This window comes from Sinobacterium norvegicum, from assembly GCF_923077115.1.
GTDB lineage: Bacteria > Pseudomonadota > Gammaproteobacteria > Pseudomonadales > Sinobacteriaceae > Sinobacterium > Sinobacterium norvegicum.
This window is the reverse complement of the sequence record NZ_CAKLPX010000001.1, coordinates 1,240,909-1,264,923: the sequence shown is the minus strand read 5'-3', so window position 1 is coordinate 1,264,923 and position 24,015 is coordinate 1,240,909. Positions and strand designations below refer to the sequence as shown.

The 24,015-nt window shown below is 49.7% G+C and carries 21 protein-coding genes; 6 read left to right on the top strand and 15 right to left on the bottom strand.

All coding sequences use genetic code 11. From position 1 onward, the window contains the following. Positions 1 to 17: 17 nt before the first annotated feature. Positions 18 to 1,805 (bottom strand): tyrosinase family protein, encoded by a 1,788-nt coding sequence (locus L9P87_RS05580; protein ID WP_237443686.1) that lies wholly within the window; start codon positions 1,803 to 1,805, stop codon positions 18 to 20. Positions 1,806 to 1,924: 119 nt separating this feature from the next. Between L9P87_RS05580 and L9P87_RS05575 the strand changes: the two genes are divergently transcribed. After that, positions 1,925 to 2,386 (top strand): Lrp/AsnC family transcriptional regulator, encoded by a 462-nt coding sequence (locus tag L9P87_RS05575; RefSeq protein WP_237443685.1) that lies wholly within the window; start codon positions 1,925 to 1,927, stop codon positions 2,384 to 2,386. A gap of 196 nt (positions 2,387 to 2,582) precedes the next feature. On the opposite strand, the gene L9P87_RS05570 is transcribed toward L9P87_RS05575, so the two are convergent. From L9P87_RS05570 to L9P87_RS05530, 9 genes are all read right to left on the bottom strand, one after another. Continuing rightward, positions 2,583 to 3,887 carry an NAD(P)/FAD-dependent oxidoreductase gene (locus tag L9P87_RS05570; RefSeq protein WP_237443684.1) on the bottom strand — a complete coding sequence of 435 codons (1,305 nt, stop codon included), beginning with the start codon at positions 3,885 to 3,887 and terminating at the stop codon, positions 2,583 to 2,585. A gap of 199 nt (positions 3,888 to 4,086) precedes the next feature. Next, positions 4,087 to 4,806 carry a sulfite exporter TauE/SafE family protein gene (locus L9P87_RS05565; RefSeq protein ID WP_237443683.1) on the bottom strand — a complete coding sequence of 240 codons (720 nt, stop codon included), beginning with the start codon at positions 4,804 to 4,806 and terminating at the stop codon, positions 4,087 to 4,089. Positions 4,807 to 4,883: 77 nt separating this feature from the next. Further along, on the bottom strand, positions 4,884 to 7,181 hold the full coding sequence (locus tag L9P87_RS05560; RefSeq protein WP_237443682.1) for an FdhF/YdeP family oxidoreductase: 2,298 nt from the start codon (positions 7,179 to 7,181) through the stop codon (positions 4,884 to 4,886). Positions 7,182 to 7,228: 47 nt separating this feature from the next. Then, complete coding sequence (gene fdhD, locus L9P87_RS05555; RefSeq protein ID WP_237443681.1) at positions 7,229 to 7,987, bottom strand: formate dehydrogenase accessory sulfurtransferase FdhD; 759 nt, start codon at positions 7,985 to 7,987, stop codon at positions 7,229 to 7,231. Between the two features lie 277 nt (positions 7,988 to 8,264). Next, complete coding sequence (locus L9P87_RS05550) at positions 8,265 to 9,245, bottom strand: DUF1254 domain-containing protein (RefSeq protein ID WP_237443680.1); 981 nt, start codon at positions 9,243 to 9,245, stop codon at positions 8,265 to 8,267. A 204-nt stretch (positions 9,246 to 9,449) separates the two neighbouring features. Beyond that, entirely contained in the window at positions 9,450 to 10,076 is a 627-nt protein-coding gene (locus L9P87_RS05545; RefSeq protein WP_237443679.1) for a sulfotransferase, read from the bottom strand. 90 nt (positions 10,077 to 10,166) lie between these two features. Then, positions 10,167 to 10,970, bottom strand: a complete 804-nt coding sequence (locus tag L9P87_RS05540) for an SDR family oxidoreductase (RefSeq protein WP_237443678.1) — start codon at positions 10,968 to 10,970, stop codon at positions 10,167 to 10,169. Positions 10,971 to 10,997: 27 nt separating this feature from the next. Beyond that, positions 10,998 to 11,813 carry an SDR family NAD(P)-dependent oxidoreductase gene (locus L9P87_RS05535; protein WP_237443677.1) on the bottom strand — a complete coding sequence of 272 codons (816 nt, stop codon included), beginning with the start codon at positions 11,811 to 11,813 and terminating at the stop codon, positions 10,998 to 11,000. A gap of 54 nt (positions 11,814 to 11,867) precedes the next feature. Then, positions 11,868 to 12,596 carry a spermidine synthase gene (locus tag L9P87_RS05530; protein WP_237443676.1) on the bottom strand — a complete coding sequence of 243 codons (729 nt, stop codon included), beginning with the start codon at positions 12,594 to 12,596 and terminating at the stop codon, positions 11,868 to 11,870. Between the two features lie 205 nt (positions 12,597 to 12,801). Here L9P87_RS05530 and L9P87_RS05525 point away from each other — a divergent pair, with 205 nt between their 5' ends. Beyond that, positions 12,802 to 13,626 (top strand): SDR family oxidoreductase, encoded by an 825-nt coding sequence (locus tag L9P87_RS05525; protein ID WP_237443675.1) that lies wholly within the window; start codon positions 12,802 to 12,804, stop codon positions 13,624 to 13,626. A 42-nt stretch (positions 13,627 to 13,668) separates the two neighbouring features. Here L9P87_RS05525 and L9P87_RS05520 read toward each other — a convergent pair whose 3' ends face one another. Beyond that, complete coding sequence (locus L9P87_RS05520) at positions 13,669 to 14,187, bottom strand: nuclear transport factor 2 family protein (protein WP_237443674.1); 519 nt, start codon at positions 14,185 to 14,187, stop codon at positions 13,669 to 13,671. Beyond that, positions 14,184 to 14,732, bottom strand: a complete 549-nt coding sequence (locus tag L9P87_RS05515) for a nuclear transport factor 2 family protein (RefSeq protein ID WP_237443673.1) — start codon at positions 14,730 to 14,732, stop codon at positions 14,184 to 14,186. Before L9P87_RS05515 ends, L9P87_RS05520 begins: the two co-directional genes overlap by 4 nt. Before the next feature lie 229 nt (positions 14,733 to 14,961). On the opposite strand from L9P87_RS05515, the gene L9P87_RS05510 reads away from it, so the two are divergent. Continuing rightward, positions 14,962 to 16,299, top strand: coding sequence for an aromatic ring-hydroxylating oxygenase subunit alpha (locus L9P87_RS05510; protein ID WP_237443672.1), 1,338 nt, complete (start codon positions 14,962 to 14,964; stop codon positions 16,297 to 16,299). Next, on the top strand, positions 16,292 to 16,606 hold the full coding sequence (locus L9P87_RS05505) for a Rieske (2Fe-2S) protein (protein WP_237443671.1): 315 nt from the start codon (positions 16,292 to 16,294) through the stop codon (positions 16,604 to 16,606). The genes L9P87_RS05510 and L9P87_RS05505 overlap by 8 nt, the downstream gene beginning before the upstream one ends. A gap of 252 nt (positions 16,607 to 16,858) precedes the next feature. Here L9P87_RS05505 and L9P87_RS05500 read toward each other — a convergent pair whose 3' ends face one another. From L9P87_RS05500 to L9P87_RS05490, 3 genes are all read right to left on the bottom strand, one after another. Next, on the bottom strand, positions 16,859 to 18,019 hold the full coding sequence (locus tag L9P87_RS05500; RefSeq protein ID WP_237443670.1) for an HNH endonuclease: 1,161 nt from the start codon (positions 18,017 to 18,019) through the stop codon (positions 16,859 to 16,861). Between the two features lie 17 nt (positions 18,020 to 18,036). After that, the gene (locus L9P87_RS05495) at positions 18,037 to 18,951 is read right to left on the bottom strand and encodes an AbiTii domain-containing protein (protein ID WP_237443669.1); all 915 of its coding nucleotides are present in this window, start codon (positions 18,949 to 18,951) and stop codon (positions 18,037 to 18,039) included. Positions 18,952 to 19,436: 485 nt separating this feature from the next. Then, entirely contained in the window at positions 19,437 to 20,024 is a 588-nt protein-coding gene (locus L9P87_RS05490) for a hypothetical protein (protein ID WP_237443668.1), read from the bottom strand. 756 nt (positions 20,025 to 20,780) lie between these two features. Between L9P87_RS05490 and L9P87_RS05485 the strand changes: the two genes are divergently transcribed. Beyond that, a complete protein-coding gene (locus L9P87_RS05485; protein ID WP_290368494.1) occupies positions 20,781 to 21,314 on the top strand; it encodes a phage integrase N-terminal SAM-like domain-containing protein in 534 nt (177 codons plus the stop codon). Positions 21,315 to 22,134: 820 nt separating this feature from the next. Beyond that, positions 22,135 to 23,556, top strand: a complete 1,422-nt coding sequence (locus L9P87_RS05480; protein ID WP_237443666.1) for a DUF1254 domain-containing protein — start codon at positions 22,135 to 22,137, stop codon at positions 23,554 to 23,556. Positions 23,557 to 24,015: the final 459 nt, after the last annotated feature.

Genomic DNA, 24,015 nt, shown 5'->3' with positions numbered 1-24,015 from the left:
TCTCGTGTTTGAGTGTCTTAGGCGGTGGCGCAGCACGACGGTGTTGGTTGACTGGAAACAGTGGTTGCCTGTGGGCTTCCCCAGACCAGAACAGGGGCAAAGCCGGGCAGCGATTGTTGTTCGTCGTCACTGACCGGCTGGCCACTCTCGAGATGGCTGACACGGGTGCTTAGCACTGTGGTGCTATTTTCCGATAGGCCCAGTGCTGCGACGGTATTACTGGCATTAAGGTAGCGGCTGACACCCTGAGTAATACAGCGGTTGTTTTGATCGACCATGCCCATGCCTATTCTGCTAAAGCGGCCGACAAAGTGCGGGTTATCGGTGGTGCAATCCTCTGCGCAGGGGCTGGGCTGATTGATAAAAACATCGATGACATAACTGTCATGGGTACAGCGGACATGATCGAAGGCTATCCACGCGGTTTCTTTCGGTGATAATGCGGGTTCATGGCTCTGTCTTAAAATACCTTGCTGGGGCATGGAGACATCGCCAAACTGAGCGGCAACAGGTGGCCCAAAGTCGTAACCAATGCGGCGGCAGTCCTGTGCCAATTGGCCAATACTGGTATAACGCCAAAGATCAGGAGTGGAGAACTCAAGGCTGTCTGCAGTGGCACCACTGAACGGGCGAAGAGCAACGCCGGCACTGAATTGGGCCTGTGGATGATTGCGCAGCCACACTTCTAACATGCGATCAATGTTAGCGTGGAAGGAGTAAAAAATAGGGTCAAAGGCGGTATAGGCGTTGTCGGCCATATCGCCGCCAACCCAACCATGGTAGTTATCATGGGGCTGTTCGTAGAGTCCATCGAAGTTAATATCGCGGTAACGGTAGTCCTGGTCGGGTTGTGGCGGGGTAAAATTGGGGATATTGGCCCAGGGGTGGCCAACCCCCTGTGGGGTACTGAAATTCTCGAACTTGAGAGCATCGACAACCTGTTGTTGAAAGATTTTTACCATCGAGAACAGTGCCTGTCGCTCGGCCTGCTGTTGCTTGCCCCGGGTATAAAACAGCGGATTTCGCTGGACCACGGCGCAGTCGATGTCGTCGGCATGGTTGTCACCGCTGCAGGCTTTTGAACAGCCATCTTTGGCGGCGGCAAAGCGCAGTGGGTTGGGGCGAGTCTCGCCACTGGTCGGGTGCTGATAGGTTTCTTCTAAGAAGGCTAATGGCAGGCCAGCTTGGTCGCTGCCGTCGACACTGGCGTCGATGGCCATCCAGTCCCAGTATGGAATAGCCATGCCAATTTGCTGCTCAAGCTGCATCAGGTAACCGCGGTGCCAAAAGGCAAAGGCCTCTTGGTAATGCAGGCACCAGTTTGTATGGATATAGCCAAACCGTTGCCAGGGGCTGTCGGGGGAGGCGTTGGCGACCTGCATAATGTCATCGAGAGCCGCACGATAGCGATTAAGCTCGATGTCGCTGAGGCTGTTGATGTCTTTGCGGACTAATAGATGCGGTTGATAACTGCTGGGAGTGGCAATTCTATCGTTGTGGTCAAAGGCGGACGCTTGGTCGTAGCGACAGCCTTGGTTCACCCAGTGGCGAAATGTCTCCAGTGCATCGATAGGCCAGAATTGACGCTCGTCGGAGGTTAGCGGCATGCTTTTAGAGGCAAGATGGTTGTAGATAGTGACCGATTGCTGCTTCACGTCTGCGTAGTGCAACAGGTCTAGACCATAGTTGACCATACAGCCATGCCACCGCTCTACAATGGAGGCTCTTTCGTTCTTCGGTAGCCAGAATGGCTCGGTGAAAAACGGTAAAATATCATCATTCCAGGTTGGCTTGGCATTAATCATCAGTATTCTGCTTTTAAGTCCCTTTAATCGTTGATATTGTACTTTCCTATTTTGATATTATTTATCTAATTCTTAGGGGAGATGATGAATATTTTTCTTATCGATACGGTATTTGAAAAATGACAGATGAGGCTGACTTAAAAATTCTAAGAGAGCTGCAGAAAAATTGTTCTCAGGGTTTGGAAGCATTGGGTGAGGCAGTGGGCATGTCGACGGCGAGCTGTCATCGGCGGATAAAAAAAATGGAAGCCGACAAGGTGATACTCGGCAAGAATTTACTGCTGGATGAGAAAAAGCTCGGTGTGCAGGTGACAGCGATGATTACCATACAGCTTGATATAGACACCTTTGATGTCGATGTACGAATGCAGAAAATTGTGCAGCAGCAACCCGAGGTAATGGGCTGCTACCTGTTGTCCGGTGACTGTGATTTTGTCCTAATAGTCAAGTTCTCGGATGTAAACGCCTATACCGATTATATCTATCACTTCTTGGAGACGTATAAAGAGATTCCTATTAAAACCTACTCGTCTAAGTTAGTGGTGAGAAAGGTGAAAGAGATATCGGATATCCCCATCTAGGCCGATGATATTTTTAAAATATGCTGTCGGTCATATAAAGTGGCTGGCGGGCGATTAAATATATTCACCGAAAACATTTTTATCTTTGTCACTTTATGGCCTGTCGCTCAAGTAAGAACCCCCTCTGTGTCGGTCATATCAGAGGGGAAGTTCATTAGCCGCTGCGTGTGTTTCTGCGGAATACAGAGTTGCCTCCCTACAGTAAATCCAGCATTTTAAACCACAGCATGCCGACGGCCATTGCCGGGCGGCGCAGCAGCTTGCCGCCGGGCCAGGTCATGTGATTGACCTTGGCAAAGACATCGTGACGTGAGGCCTGGCCGTCGATCAGCTCGGCGGTGACCCGGGCAGTGAGGTGAGTCGGCGCCACACCGTGACCGGAAAACGCCTGAATGTAATAGACATTGCCCTCGAGCCTGCCCAATTGCGGCAACCGGTTAATGCCGATACCCATTTGGCCAGACCAGCTGTAGTCGATACGCTTGTCGGCTAACTGGGGGAAGACCGCCAGCATATTCTTACGCAGGGTGGCTTCGATATTGCTGGGTTCCAGTCCGGTATAGTTTGATAAGCCACCAAACAACAATCTACCGTCGGCGGTGAGGCGAAAATAGTCCAGGGCGGTTCTTGGGTCACAGCAGGCAACATTGCCTGGCATCAGTGTGTCGGCGAGATCACCGAGGGGCTCGGTGGTAATGACACAGCTGTTAGATGGCAACACTTTCTTCGACAGTGCAGGTTTTAACTCGCCCATATAGGCGTTGCCGCAGAGCACCACATGCTTGGCTTTGACCCGACCGTGTTCGGTGTGAACCTCGGGTTGGTCGCCCTCAACAACCCGTGTGACCGGGCTCTGTTCATAGATCAGACCACCGAGTGAGGCCAGCGCCCGTGCTTCACCGAGGCAGAGATTGAGCGGGTGTACATGACCATAGCCCTGCCGGTTGATCAGGCCGCCAATATAGCGCTCGGAGCCGACCACCTGTTGATTCAGCTCGGCCTTATCGAGCAGGGTTAAGTCATAGGGGTAGCCCATTTTTTGATGGTATTCGGCAGTGGCTTCAAATTCGCGCATGTGGCGAGGTTTGAGCGCCACATCGGCATAGCCCCAGGTCAGGTCGCAGTCGATATTGTATTTGGCCACCCGCTCGCGGATGATTTCGCAGCACTCATTGCCCATGTCATAGAGTGCGCGAATCCCCTCGTCACCAATGGCTTTCTTGAAGCGGTCGTGGCTGTGACCGATGCCGCCAATAATCTGGCCGCCATTGCGACCGGTGGCCCCCCAGCCAATACGTTTGGCCTCGATCAATGCCACGGTATAGCCTTTCTCGGCCAGTTCTAATGCGGTGTTAACGCCGCTGAAGCCACCGCCGACGACGGCGATGTCGACACTAACGTCGCCGTTTAGCGGTGGGTATTGTGTGGTGTTGTTAGCTGTGGCTGCGTAGTAGCTATCTGTGTGTTCCTGTTCGACAGGCGTCGCTTTTAATCCGAACATAATAATCCCGAGTCGTGGTTAACGAAAAATAAAAAAGTCAGGGTATGCTAAACGGGAGTGTCGGGGTCGTCACCGCTGCCGATGTCTTGCCAGGCGGCGGAGGTGGAGGTGAAATGTTCCCACAGGATGAAGGGTGCGTAGATAGTCATAGCCCCATGCTACGCCGCTGGGATACGCAAGGCAAGTCTCTCATCACGGCTTAAAAGAGTACAACGGCGACAATCATTTTGATTGCCATGGCCGTCAGTAGTAGCTTAATAATAGTGATAAGACGCTGGTTATCGGCGGCGCGACGCAGCTGGGTGCCGACAAACGAGCCGGCGACAGAACCGAGAATCATCATGGCCAATAAATAGCTGTGATCGAACAGTGAGAAACCGATGAGGCCGAACACAGGAATCTTCACCAGGTGGCTGATTGACATAAACATCGAACTGGTGGCGATGATTTCATTCTTGCAGTTTAGTTGTTTTGTTAGCACGCTAAGCGACAGCGGCCCCGTGGCGCCGACGACTAAGCTGAGGCCGGTTTGCAGCAGGCCGATCAGGTAGTAGCTCTCATAGTGGCTGATAAAGCGGCCAAAGCGCGGACTCCATAAATTCAGCAGAATATAGATACCGATGGCCAGCGGCACAGTATCGACGGGCATATTGACCAGCAGTAGACCAAACAGCAGGGTACCGATAAGAGAACCGGCCAAGAACTTGGGCAGTAGCGCCCATTTCACATCGCTGAGGGAAAACGCCATGCGGGAAGCGTTGCTGGCCAGCTGGGTTGCGCCGTGGATGGGAATGATAATACTGGGGCTTAGGAAGATCGGTAGAATTGCAATCAACAGCATACCGCCGCCAAAGCCGACAACACCGGCAATGACAGAGGTGATAAAAGCGATAATGCCAAGGCTGAATTCAATCGGCATCGGACCCTCCCAAAAAATAGACAGTATACCGCATGACGTGTCCGTGTTGTGGGGCTATAGATTTTGCCGTGGTCTGCTTATTCTGCCGCGGTTGGGGTCAGCTGCACAGCAATAGATTTATAGGTGGGGGTGCCGCAGCCATCGGCGGTGCTGCCAAGCGGCACCAGTGGATTGGTCTCGGGATAATAGGCGGCCAGACAACCCTTGGGGATTTGAAACTCGACCACCTTAAAACGATGCACCTGTCGCAGGGTGTCGTCGCCGGGTTGATTGACGGTGGTAATGTCTATCCAGTCGCCATCTTTGAGGCCTTCTTTTTTGATGTCTTTGACGTTCATAAATAGCACGCGTCGCTCGCCTTGCACGCCGCGATAACGGTCGTTCATACCGTAAATTGTGGTGTTATATTGATCATGTGAACGCAGTGTTTGCAGGGTGAAAGTGGTCTTGCCGCAGTGTTGTTTACGCTCGTGAATCAATTCATCGGGTAGTTTGCTGTCGCTGAAATTGGCGCTGCTCGTCTTCGTGCGCCACTGCCGTTGAGCGGCACTGTTCGTCAGGTGAAAGCCACGTTCACTGTGAATGCGCTGATTGAAATCTTCGAAGCCGGGCAGTACGGCAGCGATCTCATCGCGAATACGCTGGTAGTCATCGGCCATCGACAGCCAATCAATACCCGACACAGATTGACCGAGTGTCGCCTGTGCAATGCCGGCAATAATGGCGGTTTCTGAGCGCAGCTGCGCCGTTGCCGGTTCATTGCTGCCCTGGGAGCTGTGAACCATACTCATCGAATCCTCGACGGTAATCATCTGTTCGCCACTGCTCTGGCGGTCAATCTCGGTGCGTCCGAGGCAGGGCAGAATCAATGCCTGCTGGCCAGTGACGACATGGCTGCGATTGAGCTTGGTACTGATATGGCTGCTTAATCGGCAGCTGCCCAGTGCCCGATGGGTGACGGCGGTGTCGGGGGTGGCGGCGGCAAAGTTACCGCCGAGGCCGATGAAGACGGTGGCGGTTTTATCGAGCATGGCCTGAATAGACTCGACGGTATTGAGGCCATCCTCACGCGGGACGCTGAAGTCATAGCGCTGTTGTAAGGCGTCGAGCAGCGCCGCCGGTGGTCGCTCGTTGATGCCAACGGTGCGGTTGCCCTGCACATTGGAGTGGCCGCGCACTGGGCAGGCGCCGGCACCGGCCTTGCCAATATTACCCTTCATCAGCAGCAGATTAACCAGTTCGCGGATGGTGGCGACAGAGTGGCGGTGCTGGGTAATACCCATGGCCCAGGTGAATATCGTGCGTTGACTGTTACCATAAATCGCCGCCAGCTTTTCAATCTCGGCCTGTTCGACACCGCTCTGCTCGGTGATTTTCTGCCAGCCCGTCGCGTTAACCGCGGCTTGATAGGCGGCAAAACCATTGCAGTGCTGAGCGATAAAATCGTGATCGAGCAGCGGTTGCTCGGGGCTGTCATTGGCCAGCAGGTATTTGGCCATGCCGCGCAGCAGCGCCATATCGCCGCCAAGCCGGGGAGTAATATAGTGTTGGCTGATGGCAGTGCTGCTGCCAATGAGTAATTCCTTGGCGCTCTGGGGGTCGGAAAAACGCTGCAAACCGCGTTCTTTTAAATTGTTAATGGCGACGACTTGGGCACCGCGTTTCGACGCCTTGCGCAGGGTGGCCAGCATTCTGGGGTGATTGGTGCCGGGGTTTTGGCCGAAGACAAAAATTGCCTCGGCCCGATCAAAGTCATCCATGGTAACAGTGCCCTTGCCGGTTCCGATACTCTGGCCGAGGCCGACACCGGAGGCCTCGTGACACATGTTTGAGCAATCGGGAAAGTTATTGGTGCCGAAGGCGCGGCCAAACAACTGGTACAGATAGGCGACCTCGTTACTGGCGCGGCCAGAGGTGTAAAACAGCGCCTCGTTGGCACTGTCGAGGGCGTTGAGTTCAGTGGCGATTTTGTCGAAGGCCTGCTGCCAGCTGATGGGGCGATAGTAATCATCGACGCCGTCATACCACATCGGTTCACACAATCGGCCGCTTTTCTCCAGCGCGTAGTCGCTCCATGTGCGCAGCTCGCTCAGGCTGTGCTGGGCAAAAAAGGCGGCATCGGCGCGCTTGCTGGTCACCTCCCAGGCAATGGCCTTGACGCCGTTTTCACAAAAATCAATCTTGCCCGCTGTCGGTGTTTCACCCCAGGCGCAGCCGGGGCAGTCGAAGCCACCGGGTTGGTTGGCCTTGAGCAGTGTCTTGACACCCTTGGCGGCATCCTCGCTTTGAATCAGATGTTTGGCCGAGCTCTTCAGCGCATCCCAACCACCGGCGGCATTGGTATAAGGAAGGTTGTCGTCGTGGTCTTGGCTCATCGTGATGTCTCTATCCAGGGCGGTTAATTAGGAGCTTTAATAAATGGCTAGGCGAAGCGTTTGAGCTCCGCCTGTTGATAACAAAACAACAGTAGGCCGAGTTGGGTGGCCGACTGCACGGCTAAATCGGTGGGCGGTGCCAGGGTAACCAGGCAGCGAAGCCCAGCACGAAGGCTTTTGATCACTAAATCGTGGCTACAGCGGCTGGTGACGATGGCAAAGCCGTTATCGAGGGGCTGTTTGGCCAGGGTTAATTGACCGATTAATTTATCGAGGGCGGAGTGACGGCCTACGTCTTCACTGATCGCGACAGCCTCGCCGGCGGCATTAAACATCGCCGCACTGTGGTGGCCACGGCCGTGTTGATGCTGTTTCTGCAGGCTATTGAGTGATTGGCTGGCGTGCTCGATGGTCGACAAACGGGGTGCTAGGACTGGGCTAGCCGCGTTAACCAAACCCTGGGTGTCCATCGCCGCCTGCAGCGAATCGATACCGCAGAGGCCGCAGCCACTGGGGCCGGCCATCACGCGTTTTCTCGCCTTGAGCTGATGTTCACAGGCGGCTAATACGGTAACGTCGACCTGCCAGCCCTGGGGCTGCTGCTGGCTGTCGACCGATAAAATATCACCGGCATCGGTAATCACTCCCTCGCTGATAAAGAAGCCGATGGCAAAGGCGTCGAGTTGCCCCGGCGTGGCCATCATTACCGCCTGACAGACACCGTTAATACACAGCGCCACGGCAGTCTCCTGCAATTCGGTGACGGTAGCAACAATCGACTGTGGTGTTTCGGCGGCAGTGCTCACGAGCGCTCCTGTGGCAAAGATTTATGCGGTATAGGTTCAAAGTACCATAATGGCGTTGTATACCCAATATGCCGCGTGGCGAACACTTCACACACCACTGTGTCAGCCACAGCCCGCTCCTGGCGCTGCGCTTTTTGAGGTTGCGGGCAATGGCTGACTGCGTGGCTTTGTGTAAGGAGAGTGTTGCAGGTATTGAAGGAAGGGGCTTTTTTAGAGTTTTTGAGGCAAAAAAAACGCTGAGCCCAGGCGGGCGCAGCGTGGTTCGGCTTAGACGCGTTTACTTCACCTTGTGGATAAGCTTTGTGGCGTTGTAACCGTCGGCATCGTTTGATACCTGCTCGCCCGGGCCGTAGTGACGCATCAGCACGTTGAACTTACCGGTGGTATTGCCCTCGGCGACGGGGATGTTGTTGGCCTGGCCGTCGCAACCGAAGCGAATGGTATAGCTGCCATCGGCGTTGGCAACAGGGTCCATTGCGCTGGAGATATTAGCGGTGTCGTTGAACATGCGGCCATCGGCATTGTAAACCGTCGCCGACCAGAAAAATTCTGCACCGGGGTCGACAAAGGTGGTTTCATAACAGCTGTCGGCGGGGAAATACTGGCTGGTTTGATAGATGTTATCTTCAACCATGGCGCCACCCCAACCACCGGCTGCACCGACGTAATTCATGTAGGGAGTTTGACCGCTCTCAGTATTGCCAAAGGCCTTGGATTGATCGTAGCCATTGCTGAAATCGATGTTGCCGGCCTTGTCGACCGCGTGGAAAGAGGCCATGTCCCACTCTTTGACGGTAAATGGCTTGGCGCTGCCAGCCTCGATCACCAGACCTTCGCGCACCTGCTTATCGAGGGTGCGCACGATGACAAAGGCGTGATCGGTCTTGGCGGTCAGTTTGTGCTCGCCCGAGCCATAAATCATCGGCTGGGTCTCATGGTTCTCATCGACAACTTGAATAGTGACGTACTCGTCGGTTTTCGGCACCGTGACGGTGACATCGCCGCTGGACATATCGATGACCGAGACAGAGTAGGCGGTGTCCCTGTTCATTCGTACCACAAACTGTTCGGCGGGAACGCTGCTGGGGTTGGGCATGGCGAAGAACTGATTAACGCCACCGGTTTTTTCTAAAACGGCGCCCAGGCGCATATTGGTGTAGGCCTGAGGATAGTTATCCTCGGTGACAATAGTCGGAGCGGCCAATGCGTTGGCGGAAAAAATTGCGGCTAGAACGGCTGTTGAGAGTAGTGTCTTCATCATTGATTCCTCGTTTCAAAAAATGGTTTGACGTCGGTAAGCTGTTCCGTAGAAAGGCTGCCGTGTCGTTTTTACTCGTTGGTTAATGCGATAACGTGGAGCCATAGTACGCTGGTTTGAAATGTCATACTTACCATTTTACGCCAAGCGGTAAGTTTGGCGTGTATAGATTTTTGCTGGTTCAGCATGATTGTCTGGATGCTATCAATAGTCGAAAAATTGACGGTGATCGACGCCGGCGCTAAGGGGGTTGACCTTGTTGGGGTGCTTGGTCTCCTTCCAGTGATCGACCACATTGCCTCGGTTTACATGCGGCAAAGACTTGCCTGTCTGATGCTCTATACCGATAAAATCCAGCAGTGTTGGCAAGCTGTTGGCGTCACTAATATCGAGCTGCAGTAAGTCGTCGCGGCCGTCGAAATAGGCTAACACCTGCGCTTGGTGATCACTATAACACTGACTGAGGTGGGCGTCAGAAAATGCATCGGCGTCATCTAGACTGCCAAAAGTCTGGTAGAAACTGCGTTTTAAGACCGGGTTAAACGAACCGGTTTTGGGCTGGATATTGTCTGCCATTTTCTTTAGCAGCCTTCTTATTGAGGGAAGCCATAGGGTAATATCACGCCGTAAATAGACAAACCTGGAGCCGGGAAAAAGCCCGTCGAGTTGTCGATAGTCGCTAAAACACGGGGCATCGGAGACCACATCGGCAAGCTCAAAAGCACGCTTGGTAAAAGCGGTATGAGCCACGCTAAAATCATAGTCTAATAGTGCGACGCTGATGCTGGTGGTGCCTGTGCGGGGCAGGCCAATGACAAACAGTTTATTCATAGCAGATAATGAGGTCGCCTTGATCAAGAAGGGAGGTATTGTAGACTATTTAGCAGGGCGCTTTACCAGCCCTAGCAAACGCGGCGAGGGCTACGACTGCGATGGTGGCGCTGCGCTGCCGGCTAAGATGCCGCCATCGATGTTGAGTTCGATGCCGGTGACATATTTAGACTCGTCAGAGGCCAGATACAGCGCCGCATAAGCCACATCAATAGGTTCGCCCATGGTGTTGAGTGGCACGTCGCGGGCGATGCCCTTAATAGCCTGTTCTCTGGCCTCGCCCTCGCCCAGCATGGCATCCCACATCGGGGTCAAAATAGCGCCGGGATGGATCGAATTGCAGCGTATAGGGTAGCCCTGTTCGGCACAGTACAGCGCCACCGTCTTGCTGTGGTTTCTGATGGCGGCCTTGCTGGCGGCATAGGCCGCGGCGCCGGGAATACCGACGATGCCGGAGCGGGACGATAGATTGACGATGCTGGCGGCGGTGGATTTTTTCATCAGTGCGATGGCCGTTTTGCAGCCCAGGGCTGTGCCATCGGTATTGACCCGGTGAACCTGATGCCAGCTTTCCATGTCGAGGTTCTCGGGGTCATGGGGACCGGTTGCCTCTAAAAACCCTGTAATACCAGCATTGTTAACCAGCACATCGAGACGGCCATAGGTCTGCTTTATATGGTCGCTGACGCGGGCCCAATGCTCTGCCTTCGACACATCTAAATGCTGATATTCCGCCTGCCCAGTGATGGCGGCGGTAACATTTTTACCGAGTTCATCATTAATATCGCTGAGGATGACCACGGCGCCCTCTTGGCAAAACAGTTCGGCAATGGCCTGGCCGATGCCACGGGCAGCGCCGGTGACCAAAACAATCTTATGGTTTAAACGGGACATGGGGTCTCCTTTAAAAGAGCATAAAAACTACTTAACAAAGCGTGTCGATAACCCGACCAAACGCTGCATAATCCAATCGGAAAACCTCGGCATTAACCGTGTCTGCAGATAGGAAATTTTGCCCATGACGCCGGGGATGATGATAAAGGTGTTGCGATCAATACCTTTGATTGTCGCCTGGGTGACGGCCTCAACATTGAGTAGGCCGCCCATGTCTTTGACGAAACGGGTTTGCGGCAATATGTGCTCGGACTCTTTTGTCACCATCGGAGTATCGACCTCTGGCGGGCACAGTACCGACACACCAATGCCGTGTTGGTAGAGCTCCTGACGCAGCGCGCCGGCCATGCCGACGACGGCAAACTTTGAGGCGCTGTAAGCGGTGTAGCCGTAGGTGGCAATAAGGCCGCCCAGCGAGCCGACAAAACAAATCTTGCCCTTGCCCTGTGAGACCATGGCGGGTAGAAAAGCCTTGGCCACCGCACGGCTGCCAATAACATTGATGTTGATAATCTCGGCAAAGTCATCGTCGGATTGATCGACAAACTCGACGCTTTGCACAATGCCGGCGCTTAAAATTAAAATGTCCGGGGCGCTGACCTTCGCCTGTATTTGCCCAACCACCGTAGCCAATTGGCTGCTGTCGGCGATATCGACACTGTAGCCTAGAATCACCTGCTCGCCATGAGTGCTTAGGCTTTTACAGTCGGCAACGGCCTCATCGAGACGTTGTTGGTTGCGCGCCATTAAGATGATGTTAGCCCCTTTGGCGGCATAGTTTTTTGCCAGGTCTAAACCAATGCCACTGGAACCACCGGTAATGACTACTGTTTGAGAGAGCATCTAATCGTCCAATGTTGATCAATAAATAGAATAAGCGGGTATGTATGTACTGTGTTAAACATCGCCTTTGATGCAAACATACACCGAGTTGGTGGCTTCACGATTTTGGAACGGGTTATAAAACGACACCACGTGGGATTCGACGCTGGCAAACACGGTTTTTAACAGCGCCTCAAAGCTCTGCTCTGGCAGGTTTTGTGACCACATGGCAAAGACGCCATTGGCCTTGAGTTGCTCGGCCATCATTGCCAGCTTTTCAGTGCAATAAAAACCGGCATTGGCTGGGTTTAAAAACTCCGTTGGCGAGTGGTCAATATCGAGTAAAATAGCATCAAACTTCTTGCCGTCGCAGTGAGGATCAAAGCCGGTGAGCGGTGCTGTGGCCAGGTCGAAGAAGCTGCCGTGTATATAGCGGCTGCGACTGTCGGCATTAAGAATCTTGCCCAGCGGTACCTGTTCGGCCTGATGCCATTCGATGACGGTGCTCAATGCGTCGACGATTAATAGTTCGTTGATACGCTGGTCTTGCAGTGCTGCCACGGCGGTATAACCCAGCCCCAGTCCACCGACAACCACGCTCAGTTCGTCGCCCTGTGTTGCTGCCAACCCGAGAGTCGACAGCGCCTCTTCTGCGGCGACAAACATGCTCGACATTAAAAACTCATCGCCAAGCTTCACCTCGTAGATGTCTCTGTCGCCCAGAGCTGGTATGCGCCGGCGGCGCAGACTGATTTCGCCTAACGGTGAGGCCTGGCTATCAATTTCTTCGAACAATAGAGACATGGCAGTGTAATCCTAACGAGAGGGGTGAGTTGGTGAACGCAATAACATTATCATCGGGAGCGCGAATAAAAAAGAACCTGACACTTGCAAAGGCAACTTCTTGGGTGCTATTTATCAAATAGCAAACAATTAGTAGAAAGACAGAGATTTCAGCCTGATATTAGGGGTATGATGCCAAACATATAAAAATAATAAGGAGATAATAATGGATAGGTTTAAGGGGCAGACTGTGGTGGTTACCGGTGGTGCCAGTGGCATTGGCGCAGCGGCAGTACGTGGCATTATTGCCGAGGGCGGTAAAGTGTTGATTGCCGACCTGCAAGAGAAAGAGGGGCAGGCGTTATCACAGTCGTTAGGCGATGCTGCGCTTTTTCTCAAAACCGATGTGACCAGCGAACAAGATATAATTGCCGCCATCGAATGCGCCGAAAGAGAACTGGGACCGCTGACTGGCATGGTCAATAACGCCGGTATTATTGGCGCTATCGGTTCGATTACCGAAACCAGCGTAGAAGCCTTTGACCGCACTATGGCCATCCTAACCCGGGGTGTTTTTCTGGGGGTTAAGCATGCTGCACGAGTGATGAAGCCCCATGGCGCCGGCGCCATTGTATCGGTGACCAGTACCGCCGGTGTCATGGGCGGTTTGGGCCCACACACCTACACCATGGCAAAGCACGGTGTTGTCGGCTTAACCAAATCGGCTGCCAGCGAACTCAGCGGCTATGGTATACGTATCAATGCCGTTGCCCCCGGCGCCACTGTCACCCCGCTAACCTCGGCATTGACCGGTGGTGACACGGCGCAAATTACGCAAAATATTGCGGCTGCGACGCCACTGGGTAAGGCCTGCATGCCCGAGGATATTGCCGACGGCATTCTGTATTTGTTGAGTAACGAGGCGCGTTTTATTACCGGTCATACACTGATGATTGATGCCGGTGTGACCACCAGTCTGTTGCAAACCACCTTTCACGGTGATCAGTCAGAAACATTGCTGCACGCTGGGCAGCGAGAGCAAGAGGGTTGAGGCGGTGACAGCTTGCCGATAGAGTTTATCGGCGGGCTGGGTTTAGGTTTTTTTTCGTCGTGCATCACGGTCATAAACCGCATCATCATTGCGCGCTCCGAATAATGAATCGGGTGCCTGTTCAAAATACGGATCATTGGTTGGCTCGGTTCGGCTCCAATCAACCAGCTCTGATCGATAAGCCATTTTCCACACGCCGCTGCGCTTTTCATAGCGATCGAGATAGCGGCCGGCAATAATAATGTCCTGAAATACGCCGTCGACTTCAACCTTGTGGTAGGCTCGAAAATACACCTCGGCAAAGGCCTCGTCACCCTCGATATCAATCAAAATATTACCCACCATATGTTGATTGGCCTGATGCGTTTTAAGGGCGGCCAGAGCGAAATCAACAAACTTTGTGGCACTGGTATTGATAAAACCGTATTCGCACCAGGCGTCGTCAAAGAACACGGATTGCAGCAGTGCCTTGTCCCAGCGGTCCAGGCCGCGCATATAATTGTAGATAAGTTCAGTAATATCCTGCTTGGCAATCAGGCTTTCAAGGGTGTTTGTACTCATTGGTTTTCCTTAAAAAACGGATAAGATGGATCGTCTGCGGTATTGTGCCCCTTGCTTAGCTGACCAAAAGCCTCGCTGTCTCGCTGATCTGTTACCGCATGACACCGCGACCAATCCATCACCACTTGTCGCTGAATAATGCGCCACTCATCACCGCGCAACTCCAGCGTATCGAGATAGCGACCAGAAAAACTCAATTCCTCCTGCGCAGCAATCAATAAATGCCGTGCCTGCACATAGGTTTCGGTGCGTGCCATAGACCCTTGCAGGTCGATTAATGTCTGCCCCAGAACGTGCTGGGTAAGTTCATACTGCGATGACAGTGCCGGGCCAATTAGTTCAGCGAACGGGTAGGCCGCGCCTTTATAGGCGCCGTAGTCGACCACCGCCTCAGGCCAGTAAGTGCTCTTGATCAGCTCGGCATCAACGCGATCGAGCCCGCGGCTATGGGTGTAAAGTGTGTCTAAAATAGCTTGTCGATGAGCAATTTGCTCGGCGCTGGTGAGTGACCCCACGTTACCCTCCCTGTCATTACCATCCGTCAAATTTAGCCCTGGAAATATCATCCAGGGCTTGCTTTTTTCAGTTAAAAAAGCACATACTAAAAAACAGTCAGCTGTGACTGTATTGCATCATCATACGTTTCGTTGACCTCATTCGTCAACACCAAATTAACGCCATATCAACGATGACAAAAGTACGCTTATGACCAACAGCAAGCATCTAAGCCCTGGAGAAGCCCGAGCGCAGGGCCCTACGATTAAGCAAACATTAATGGCTGATGCGATCCCACCGCCGCCGGCATTGCTGGCGCAATCCCAGCAATTTTTGGGGGATGAAGATATTCCCGTCAGTCGTTATACCTCGAGGGCGTTTTTCCAACGCGAGGTGGATTCGCTGTGGCGATACAGCTGGCAGTGGGCCTGCCGAGAAGAGCACATCCCCGATGAGGGGGACAACTACGTTTACAATATTGGCCCCTATTCAGTCATTATTGTGCGTGTCGATGACGATACCATCAAAGCCTTTGTTAACAGCTGTACGCACCGTGGCACGAGGCTGCTGGCCTCGGAAGGTTGTGGCTATAGCCAGGGGTTTACCTGCCCCTTTCACGGTTGGTCGTGGCAGCTCGACGGCTCGATTAAAAATATTCCGGGACGCTGGGATTTTCCCCATGTGAATGGCGATAGCCACGGCTTGGCCGAAGTGAGTTGTGAGCGCTGGGGCGGTTTTGTGTTTATTAATATCGACCCCAAGGCAAAGCCACTGGCCGATTACCTGGGCCCGATGGATGAGCACTTCAAACAATTTCCGCTGCAACAGCGGCGCATTAAAACGCATGTAAAGAAGTTGCTTCCCGCCAATTGGAAGGTGGCGCAGGAGGCCTTTATGGAGGCTTATCATAATTTTGAAACCCATGATTCGCCCCATGGTGCTAACGCCCAATACGATATATTCAGCGATTATGTCAGCCGCTTCATCCATAATATTGGCCATTACAGCCCCGAGGCACTGGCGGATTACCCCGGTGAAAAATGGCGTGCACCGCCTTTAACAGAACAGCAGCAGCTGGAAGCGCTGGCGATAGAGGGACGTGTTCTTAAGGATGGCGAAACCGCCAGGCAGATAGCCGCACAAACCCTGCGCGAGACCATCAGCGCAGAGCTGGGCGTAGATCTTGAACATTGCAGTGATAGCGTGATGCTGGACTCTATTGAATATCATTTATTCCCCAACATGTTCTTTTTTCCCGGCGTGATGATACCCATGGTCTACCGCTTTCGACCCAATGGCGACGATGTTGATAGCTGTATTTTCGATATAATGGTGATGGAGTTAATGCCAGAAAATGCAGAACACCCAGAGCCACCTGAGCCGATAGAGCTGGGCATTGATCAATCCTATACCGACGCGAAAGAGCTGGGTTGGCTGGCGCCGGTATACGATGAAGACACCAGTAATTTACAGATGCAAACCCTGGGGTTAAAGGGCGCGAGCAAAGGTGTCAGTCTGGGTAACTATCAGGAATCAAGAATCCGCCGAGTGCATAAGACGCTGGATAACTTTATGAAAGAGCATGAACAGCCATCACAGGAGGATAACAATGGATGATAATAAACTGCAGTTGATTGCCAGCACAGGCTCAATCCCCGCCGGGAAAACACAGTGTGTCACCGTTGATGGGCAGGAAATTTTACTGTGTCACAGCAAGGAGGGCTGGTACGCCATTGATAATATGTGCAGCCACGCCAAGGCACGATTAAGCGAGGGCAAGCTCAAGGGGTGTAAGGTGCTTTGCCCCTTACACGGAGCGGCCTTCGATATTCGCGATGGCGCCGCCCTGAGCAAACCGGCATCGATCCCGTTAAAAACCTACCCATTAAAAATAACAGGGGACGATATATTTATCGTGCTCTAACGGGAGCGGTGCAATCTTAAGCAGGCCTTATCCCGCGCTCGCTACGACGATGACTCAACCGTTCAGTCGCAGGCTTTTTAATTCACTATTGAGTCATCATCTTCGTTCGCCAGAGGCGTCGAGCTAATGGTTAGAAAGTGCTGTTTATCGAGCATGGAAAAAGGAAAGACCTGACTCTAATTTTTCTGTTAACGCCCGCATTTGCGGCTGGTTTGGAGCGCAGCGGAAAAGCAGTCCGACAACATGCACTTGTTATGTGATTTCGAATTCATCTTGTGAAATCTTCCTATTTTCGTCAACTTTGTAAATAGAATTGGCTATTGCTTTAGCTATTCTTGATGAAAGCATCATCTTTAATTCATCAGTGAAATCTTTCCCTCCATATTCTTTGCAAAAGTCTTGAGTTATCTCTGAAATGATCCTTTCTCGTTCTAATCTCACGTGGTGACCGTATGCAACACCGAAAACCTTGCACATCATGTCCTTATATTCTTCTTCATTGAGGTTTGATGTTTCATCATTCCAATGATCATTGTTTAAATTGACTGTGTCGACGTGCTCAACCTGCTCACCATTTAAAGGGTTTACTGCATAACCTTTTTGTAAATCAGGCCCCTCCCAACAATCAGTTAAAATAACCTTAAACTTCAAGCCTCCAAATAACTCAACTAATCCTATTGCAATTTTTCTTTCTGATGAGGCAGATATTATTATCCTGTGTTGTGCATCAGAAATATGAGGTGAAGCTGGAAATTTAACAGTTGTCATTTTGGCCAACTCTAGATCTTCTATATCACCTACAATGTATTCAATGATTTGATAAAAGCATCCACTTCGAAGCCTTTCAGGTGAAATCATTGTGGCAATATAAGTTAGCGCACTTTTCGCAATCGAGCGATGCTGTGAAACCAAACCCAAGTCAAGTGTTCCCGATATTGACTCAGGATATTCAATACGCTCAGTAATCTCACCAAATTTAAAGTCTTTTACGCTTTTTCCAAAACTCTTCATTTGTTGTTCTAATAAGTTCTTTGCCTCTTCAAGATTGCGTGCACTAACAGAGATGTTTGCAACACCATTTTCTTTATCTATTTCCCTGTCAATTTTCACTTTTGATTGCTGAACTCTACCTCCGGGAAGGAGATCAAATTTCTTGTCGTTATGAGTGCCATAACTCTTTAAGGTAGCGGCATCTTTTCCTCTTCCTGTTACAACACCTAAAAATGTAGATAGGATTCTCAATCCTTCAGTTAATGGCTCATCAATCTCATTTCCCAGCGCTGTATTACATTTCTGACAGCAAATGGACTTTGATGCCTTTCTCCCCCCAAGGCTTGAAAGCACGGCATGCTCTTCAGACCCTCTTCCTTGTTCAAATTCCTCAGTCTTACAATATATACACGTTAGTTTCATTTTCTTACGTTATCTCTTCAAACTAAGCCATAGAAGCTATTTAAGGCGGTTGCTAGAAGACTACCTGCCACACCAAGCTCAATTTGCCAGCTAGCATCTATAGCTTTAGACATCATAGTTTGCATCCATGATTTAACCTCTGGACCAAATTCGTTCTTTTTAGTCACTGGGTAGTTACTGTCTGAATCTACAGCTTGTTTTAGAACCACGATATCTTCACTAGAAACACCATTTGACTTTAACTCCTCAGCCAAAGCAGAAAAGTCATTTTTTAGATTGGTGTTGGAAATATTTTGAGAGTTTTCGGAGCCAACAACGATGGTTGTGTTATCTCCAAATATTGTGTGATTAAATAGATTTTCAGCGTCAAATTTATTAGCGCGCTCTTTTATTTCTTCTTCCGTATTTGCACTCGAAAATTCCTCGCTTAATTCAAGAATAAAATCAAGCAGTCTTGAACGAACTTGCATAAGAATATTGGACGCACTAGCCATTGGGACTTCACACCATGCCCTCTGAACGATATATCCATTTGCTAGGCCTTCACTTAAAAGCCCATTCATTTCCATTGGTATATTAGATTGAAGGGAGCCTTCTCTATTTGCAGTTAACTCCTCAATTACAGACAACGATTGAGGCATGATCCCGCGCTCAAGCTTATTCCTGTAATCCACATCAAGATGCCCTAACGGAACAGGGTGTGATCTGACTTCGTATGCGCCATTTGTTGCGCTAACTAATACCTGTGCTCCCACGATTCTATAGTCGGGCAAATCATCATCGTCTTTATAACCGTTGAGCTCCTTATTAACCCAGCTAACTAAGTCCTTCTGACCGATTTTATGAAGCAACACTTTGGTTTTGATAAGGGCATCACTCAATACACCGTCGTTTGAGCTAAGAATTTCTACTATTTCGTCTGCTAACTTCATTTTCTTCCCTTACTTGATGACGCTTCATTCACATAACGCCCAAAGCAGCGGCGCGCGGTAGCGCGTCCAGCCCGCAGGGCGATGCTGCCTTTGCTTGTTATGTGATAGCTAGCCATCGTTAGTGTCATTCCTTAGATATATGTAGGCATCCAACCCTGAAGCTATTGATAGTACTACGAATAGTACGGCGGTTCCTAGTAGCGGGATGAACTCTTCTTTTTTGCCCAAATCATGTGCTTCGCTGTACAAGGGCATACCGGCACTAAACCAAGCATAAGTAAAATAAATAGCTGCCGAAGAGAAGAGGAAGCAGCCAATGCTTGATAGCAGGGCTCGTTTGTTAATGCTGAAATTCATTGACTCACATAACGCCCAGTTCAGGCGCTCATTTTATGTAGCGTTTTTGTGCAATAATTGGAGCCTGCGACACATGCACAAAAACGGCGTAATAAAATGTGTCGCTTGAAACTGCTTGTTAGCAATATTTACGCATGACCCATTTTTTCAATTTCATCACCTACCTTGCCAACAACTTTAGCTGAGAAAAATTCAATTTCCCCTCTGACCTTATGAAATTTAGGTAGCATTAACCGGAGTTCAGTAAGTGATGGATTTGTATTCTGTTGCGCTTCACCAACTAGACTTTCATACTGCCCATATAGCTCTATAAGCTCAGCCATATCTTTTTCAAATTTAGGTAAGTATAAACGTTGTATTAGCATGAACTTTTTATAGTAGTGCCGATCGTAATCCGCATTAACATCTACAGTCCTTTTAGCGTATTCTTCAGAAAGGTGCTGAGGCAGGTCGATACATAATGAAGCAAATTCTTCCATTTTTTGACGTTTGATCAATTCTTGTTCTTTTTTACGCCAAACTTGATGCTCTATATCGTGTTTTACCGACTCAGTCGCTTCCGCTATTATTTTTTGCTGACTTGCCAATTCTTTGATGTTATCCGACATTGATTGTATTTCAGCGCCTTTCTTAAAATAGGCCCCAAGATAGCCTCCAAATGCCGAAACAACAGCCAAGATTACGGTATCTAAACCCGATAAATTACTTTCTATCAATGATGAACCTCTATTGTATTGCTAACGCCTGCAGCAACGGCCGCAATGTAGCAGCGAAGCTGCGAAATGAAGGTCCAGCCCCGGAGGGGCGTTGTTGACTGCACTTGTTATGAGCATATGGTTAAATTTTCTTCGCTCTTTTTAGAGAGCCCCAGATAAATAGGCCAAAACCAGGCACCCCTATAAGTATATAAAAGGCTGGGCTTAATGTTTCTGCAAGGCCATATAATAGACCCCCACATAAGATACAAGCAGGTACAAATAGAGAATGGCCGAATAACTCCTTGTACTTCTGTTCATGCTTGGTTGCCACAATCATAGCTAGTGGCAAGCCCAGTAACAGAAGGATGAGAATAAATGTTATTGTCAGAATTCCATGAAACATGCTTATTTAGTGTGAGCCTCATAACGCTTATTCTACTGACTAGTCGGTAATAATGAAAAACCTAGGAAGAGTCGGTATAACACCCCAAATCCCCCGTAAAGCGGAACGTTCCGCCTATCACCCTTTTCTATATTATCGAATAAAGCCAGTAAGTGTTTAATAGTTATTGTTTATTAAGGCAGTCATTAAAGTGACCAAAAATGAGCGGAATCGTACTGTTTTTAATACAGGCCGCTGCAGTCGGTATAACCTGCCATTGGTATACATCAGTTTATGCCCTTATCTTACTGTAATTACAAGGTATTCTGAAATAACTTACATTATTTTCGGAGTTATGCGGAAAAGAGGGCTAAAATTACTACAAATACTGTATAAATAAACAGTATTCATGGGGCGAGCATGCGCTATCAAGGCTTCATCGTTTTTTTTTACGTTTTCATCAATTGCCTCAACGAGGTGATATACGTGCCGAGCACGTCGAGATTTATCTGAGTCACCTGGCGGTGGATAAGCATGTCTGGCCAAATACTCAAAACCAGGCCTTTAGCGCTCTGCTTTTCCTTTTTCGTAATGTCTTATCAATTCCGCTAGAGAGTATTGATGCGCAGCGCGCCAAAGAGCAGCGCCGCTTATCAGTAGTGTTAGCACAAGGTGAGGTCAATACTATTCTGCCGTTGATGGCACAGACCTACCGTACAATGATTGAATTAGCCTGGGGGTCGGGGCTGCGAACAATGGAAATAATGCGGTTGCGTGTCAAGGATGTTGCGTTGGAAAAGCGTTCATTAATGGTGCGGCAGGGTAAGGGTGGCAAGGATCGTATGACGGTATTGCCAGAGGTTTCTGTTCGTGCTGTTCAGGCCTGTATTCGACAGTGCTTAGCCTATCATCAGCCCCGCGGATAGAGCCAGTCTCTAAGCCGCGCAGTCAGTCATTCCCCGCGACTTCAAAAAGCGCAGCGACAGGAGCGGGGTGTGATTGACGGAGTGGCGTGCGGAGTGATACCCATGCCGCCCGCCGATATCGGCACAGAGGCATCGTCAGCAGGGATGCTGACGCTGAGCCTACAGGGAGGTACTGGCGGCCTGAAATTTAAGATCATTACCCGTTGAAAAACCCCGTTCATCGGCACCGGTTATAATAGCAACCCAGGCATTGTTATCCGCGGCGAAGTCATTAAAGAAGGACTCTAATTCGAAATTAGCCGTGGGTGGAGGGCATTTAATGCCTCGGGACGGTTGATGGTGATAAGCCAGATATGCTCTTTTTTTTCCAGCAGGCAAAAGTCATAGGTCTTGCTCATAGTGCTTTATCCATGATGAAATTATCCTGTCAGTGTAAATTAATTCAAAGAGTAATAAATCCAATCGACCTATTCACAGCGAAGAAATGCCAATCATCGAATAGGCCATGGTTAATGCAGTTATATCCGTTGATAACCTTTAAAAAAATACTGCTTTGAGCTGCAATGTTTTTTCTAATAAGGCGGTATTTTTAGCAAAAAAAAGGCCCTCCGAAGAGGGCTTTAATGGCTACTATTGCTGGCTTCACGTGTTTCCACGCTGTTGCGCGGTGCGGGTTGTTGTTGTTGTTGTTGTTGTGGCGGTGAGAGTTATTCAATTTTCGACTAACTCATAGTCGATTCTAATTCTATTCATACCCAATCAAAATATATAAATTAATCCCATGATTATTTAGTCATAAACACCCCGATGGAGATTAACTATGTTGAAAAGAAATAAACTCACTTTTGCATTAACCCTAACCCTTTCATTAGCTGCGACTTCATTAAGCCCTGTTGTATTTTCAGCAAATAACACAGCACCTATTTTCACCTCAGAATTAGCGCAAGAACAGGTGCAACAGATTATTTCTGAAGCTTACGTTTATGCTTATCCTATCGTCCTTATGGATGTGACTCGTGAGCAACAAACCAACAAGGGTATTGCTGTGAACGGTGGATTCAAACACTTCCGCGCCTTCCCAGGAGCTTCATTCAAGGAAGTTGTTCGCCCAAACTTTGACACGCTTTACTCATCCGGTTGGTATGACGTATCTGAAGAGCCAGTTATTATCTCTTCAGAAGATACCAATGGTCATTATTACCTGCTTCCAATGTATGACATGTGGACTGATATCTATGCAGCGCCTGGCTCTCGCACATCTGGAACTGGCGCTGGCGCATTTGCCATCGTTTCTGAAGATTGGCAAGGTGAACTTCCTGAAGGCGTAAAACGTATCGTTTCTCCTACCACAATGAACTGGATGATCGCACGTACCGAAAGTAGTGGTCGCGACTACGATAAAGTTGGCGAAATTCAAGATGGCTTTAAGATGACACCACTTTCAAAGTGGGGTACGGATTATGTGGCGGCAAAGTCTCCAATTGACCCAAACATCGACATGAAGACGCCTCCGCTAAAGCAAGTTGCTGATATGGATGCTAAAACGTTCTTCGAGCGCGCAAGCATGCTGATTGCTAAATACGGTGCTCACGCTACAGATGTATCTCAATTGATGCGCATGGAACGAATTGGTTTCTCTGCTGACACGGGCTGGGATCTAAGCAAGCTTTCAAAAGCTGAACTTCAAGCGCTTGAGCAGGGTGCAGCAAAGGGAATGCAGGATATTAAGTCGTTCATTCCTAAAATTGAAACACCTAAAAATGGCTGGCTCATCCCAACTGATAACATGGGTGTTTACGGAAACCACTACATTCAGCGTGCCACCATTGCTCTAATTGGTCTTGGTGCTAACCATCCTGAAGATGCGGTCTATCCGATTGCGATTTCTGATGCTGATGGCGATGTGATGGTAGGTGAGCAAGATTACGAACTTCACTTTGAAGCAAATGAAATGCCCCCTGTCGGTGCTTTCTGGTCGGTGACCATGTACGACGAACTTGGTTTTGCAGTAGAAAATGAACTTGATCGATATGCTATCGGTGATCGCAATGAGCTAAAATTCAATGATGATGGATCTCTAACTCTTTACTTGCAGCACGAACGCCCAGCCAAAGATAAAGTATCTAACTGGCTACCCGCTCCTAAAGATGGGGTTGTTGGTGTAACGATGCGTCTTTATGAACCAAAGCAATCGATACTACTCAGCGAATGGATTCCACCTGCTATTCGTAAGGCAAAATAATAGCGAGTATACTAATCGTTAATGTATAAATGAATAAGTCGACCTATAGTTGTCGACTTATTACATTGAAAATAACGATGCTTCGTTCGCTCATGCTAACTTCCTAGAAGTAAACGATGTTAATCAGAGCACACTAGGCGTTAAAGGACGCGAAGGATTATTCGCGTTAAGCCCGGTTCATGACGCATTCTAATATGAACAACCTAGCCAAAAAAAAATATAAAAGCAAAATAGCGGATAGTTTAGCGCTAATTTATTCGGTCATTAGCTATATATTATAAAATCTTAGGAACTCTCTAGATGATCCTTTGCTCATTAGAGTCAAATCCGGATTAACCCAGAAAAATATGTTGAAGAGTTAAGCCTTGCATTCTGGTCGTAAAATACGATTAGACATTTGTGATTCCGTAACGCGTAATATCGAGATCTAGATAAGGTAATAAGAATCTCGTACTGTTG

Excerpts from the sequence above, each read along its gene's own strand:
- L9P87_RS05580 (WP_237443686.1), bottom strand. The coding sequence starts at position 1,805 with ATGATTAATGCCAAGCCAACCTGGAATGATGATATTTTACCGTTTTTC.
- L9P87_RS05575 (WP_237443685.1), top strand. The coding sequence starts at position 1,925 with ATGACAGATGAGGCTGACTTAAAAATTCTAAGAGAGCTGCAGAAAAAT.
- L9P87_RS05570 (WP_237443684.1), bottom strand. The coding sequence starts at position 3,887 with ATGTTCGGATTAAAAGCGACGCCTGTCGAACAGGAACACACAGATAGC.
- L9P87_RS05565 (WP_237443683.1), bottom strand. The coding sequence starts at position 4,806 with ATGCCGATTGAATTCAGCCTTGGCATTATCGCTTTTATCACCTCTGTC.
- L9P87_RS05560 (WP_237443682.1), bottom strand. The coding sequence starts at position 7,181 with ATGAGCCAAGACCACGACGACAACCTTCCTTATACCAATGCCGCCGGT.
- L9P87_RS05550 (WP_237443680.1), bottom strand. The coding sequence starts at position 9,245 with ATGAAGACACTACTCTCAACAGCCGTTCTAGCCGCAATTTTTTCCGCC.
- L9P87_RS05545 (WP_237443679.1), bottom strand. The coding sequence starts at position 10,076 with ATGAATAAACTGTTTGTCATTGGCCTGCCCCGCACAGGCACCACCAGC.
- L9P87_RS05540 (WP_237443678.1), bottom strand. The coding sequence starts at position 10,970 with ATGTCCCGTTTAAACCATAAGATTGTTTTGGTCACCGGCGCTGCCCGT.
- L9P87_RS05535 (WP_237443677.1), bottom strand. The coding sequence starts at position 11,813 with ATGCTCTCTCAAACAGTAGTCATTACCGGTGGTTCCAGTGGCATTGGT.
- L9P87_RS05530 (WP_237443676.1), bottom strand. The coding sequence starts at position 12,596 with ATGTCTCTATTGTTCGAAGAAATTGATAGCCAGGCCTCACCGTTAGGC.
- L9P87_RS05525 (WP_237443675.1), top strand. The coding sequence starts at position 12,802 with ATGGATAGGTTTAAGGGGCAGACTGTGGTGGTTACCGGTGGTGCCAGT.
- L9P87_RS05520 (WP_237443674.1), bottom strand. The coding sequence starts at position 14,187 with ATGAGTACAAACACCCTTGAAAGCCTGATTGCCAAGCAGGATATTACT.
- L9P87_RS05510 (WP_237443672.1), top strand. The coding sequence starts at position 14,962 with ATGGCTGATGCGATCCCACCGCCGCCGGCATTGCTGGCGCAATCCCAG.
- L9P87_RS05505 (WP_237443671.1), top strand. The coding sequence starts at position 16,292 with ATGGATGATAATAAACTGCAGTTGATTGCCAGCACAGGCTCAATCCCC.
- L9P87_RS05500 (WP_237443670.1), bottom strand. The coding sequence starts at position 18,019 with ATGAAACTAACGTGTATATATTGTAAGACTGAGGAATTTGAACAAGGA.
- L9P87_RS05495 (WP_237443669.1), bottom strand. The coding sequence starts at position 18,951 with ATGAAGTTAGCAGACGAAATAGTAGAAATTCTTAGCTCAAACGACGGT.
- L9P87_RS05480 (WP_237443666.1), top strand. The coding sequence starts at position 22,135 with ATGTTGAAAAGAAATAAACTCACTTTTGCATTAACCCTAACCCTTTCA.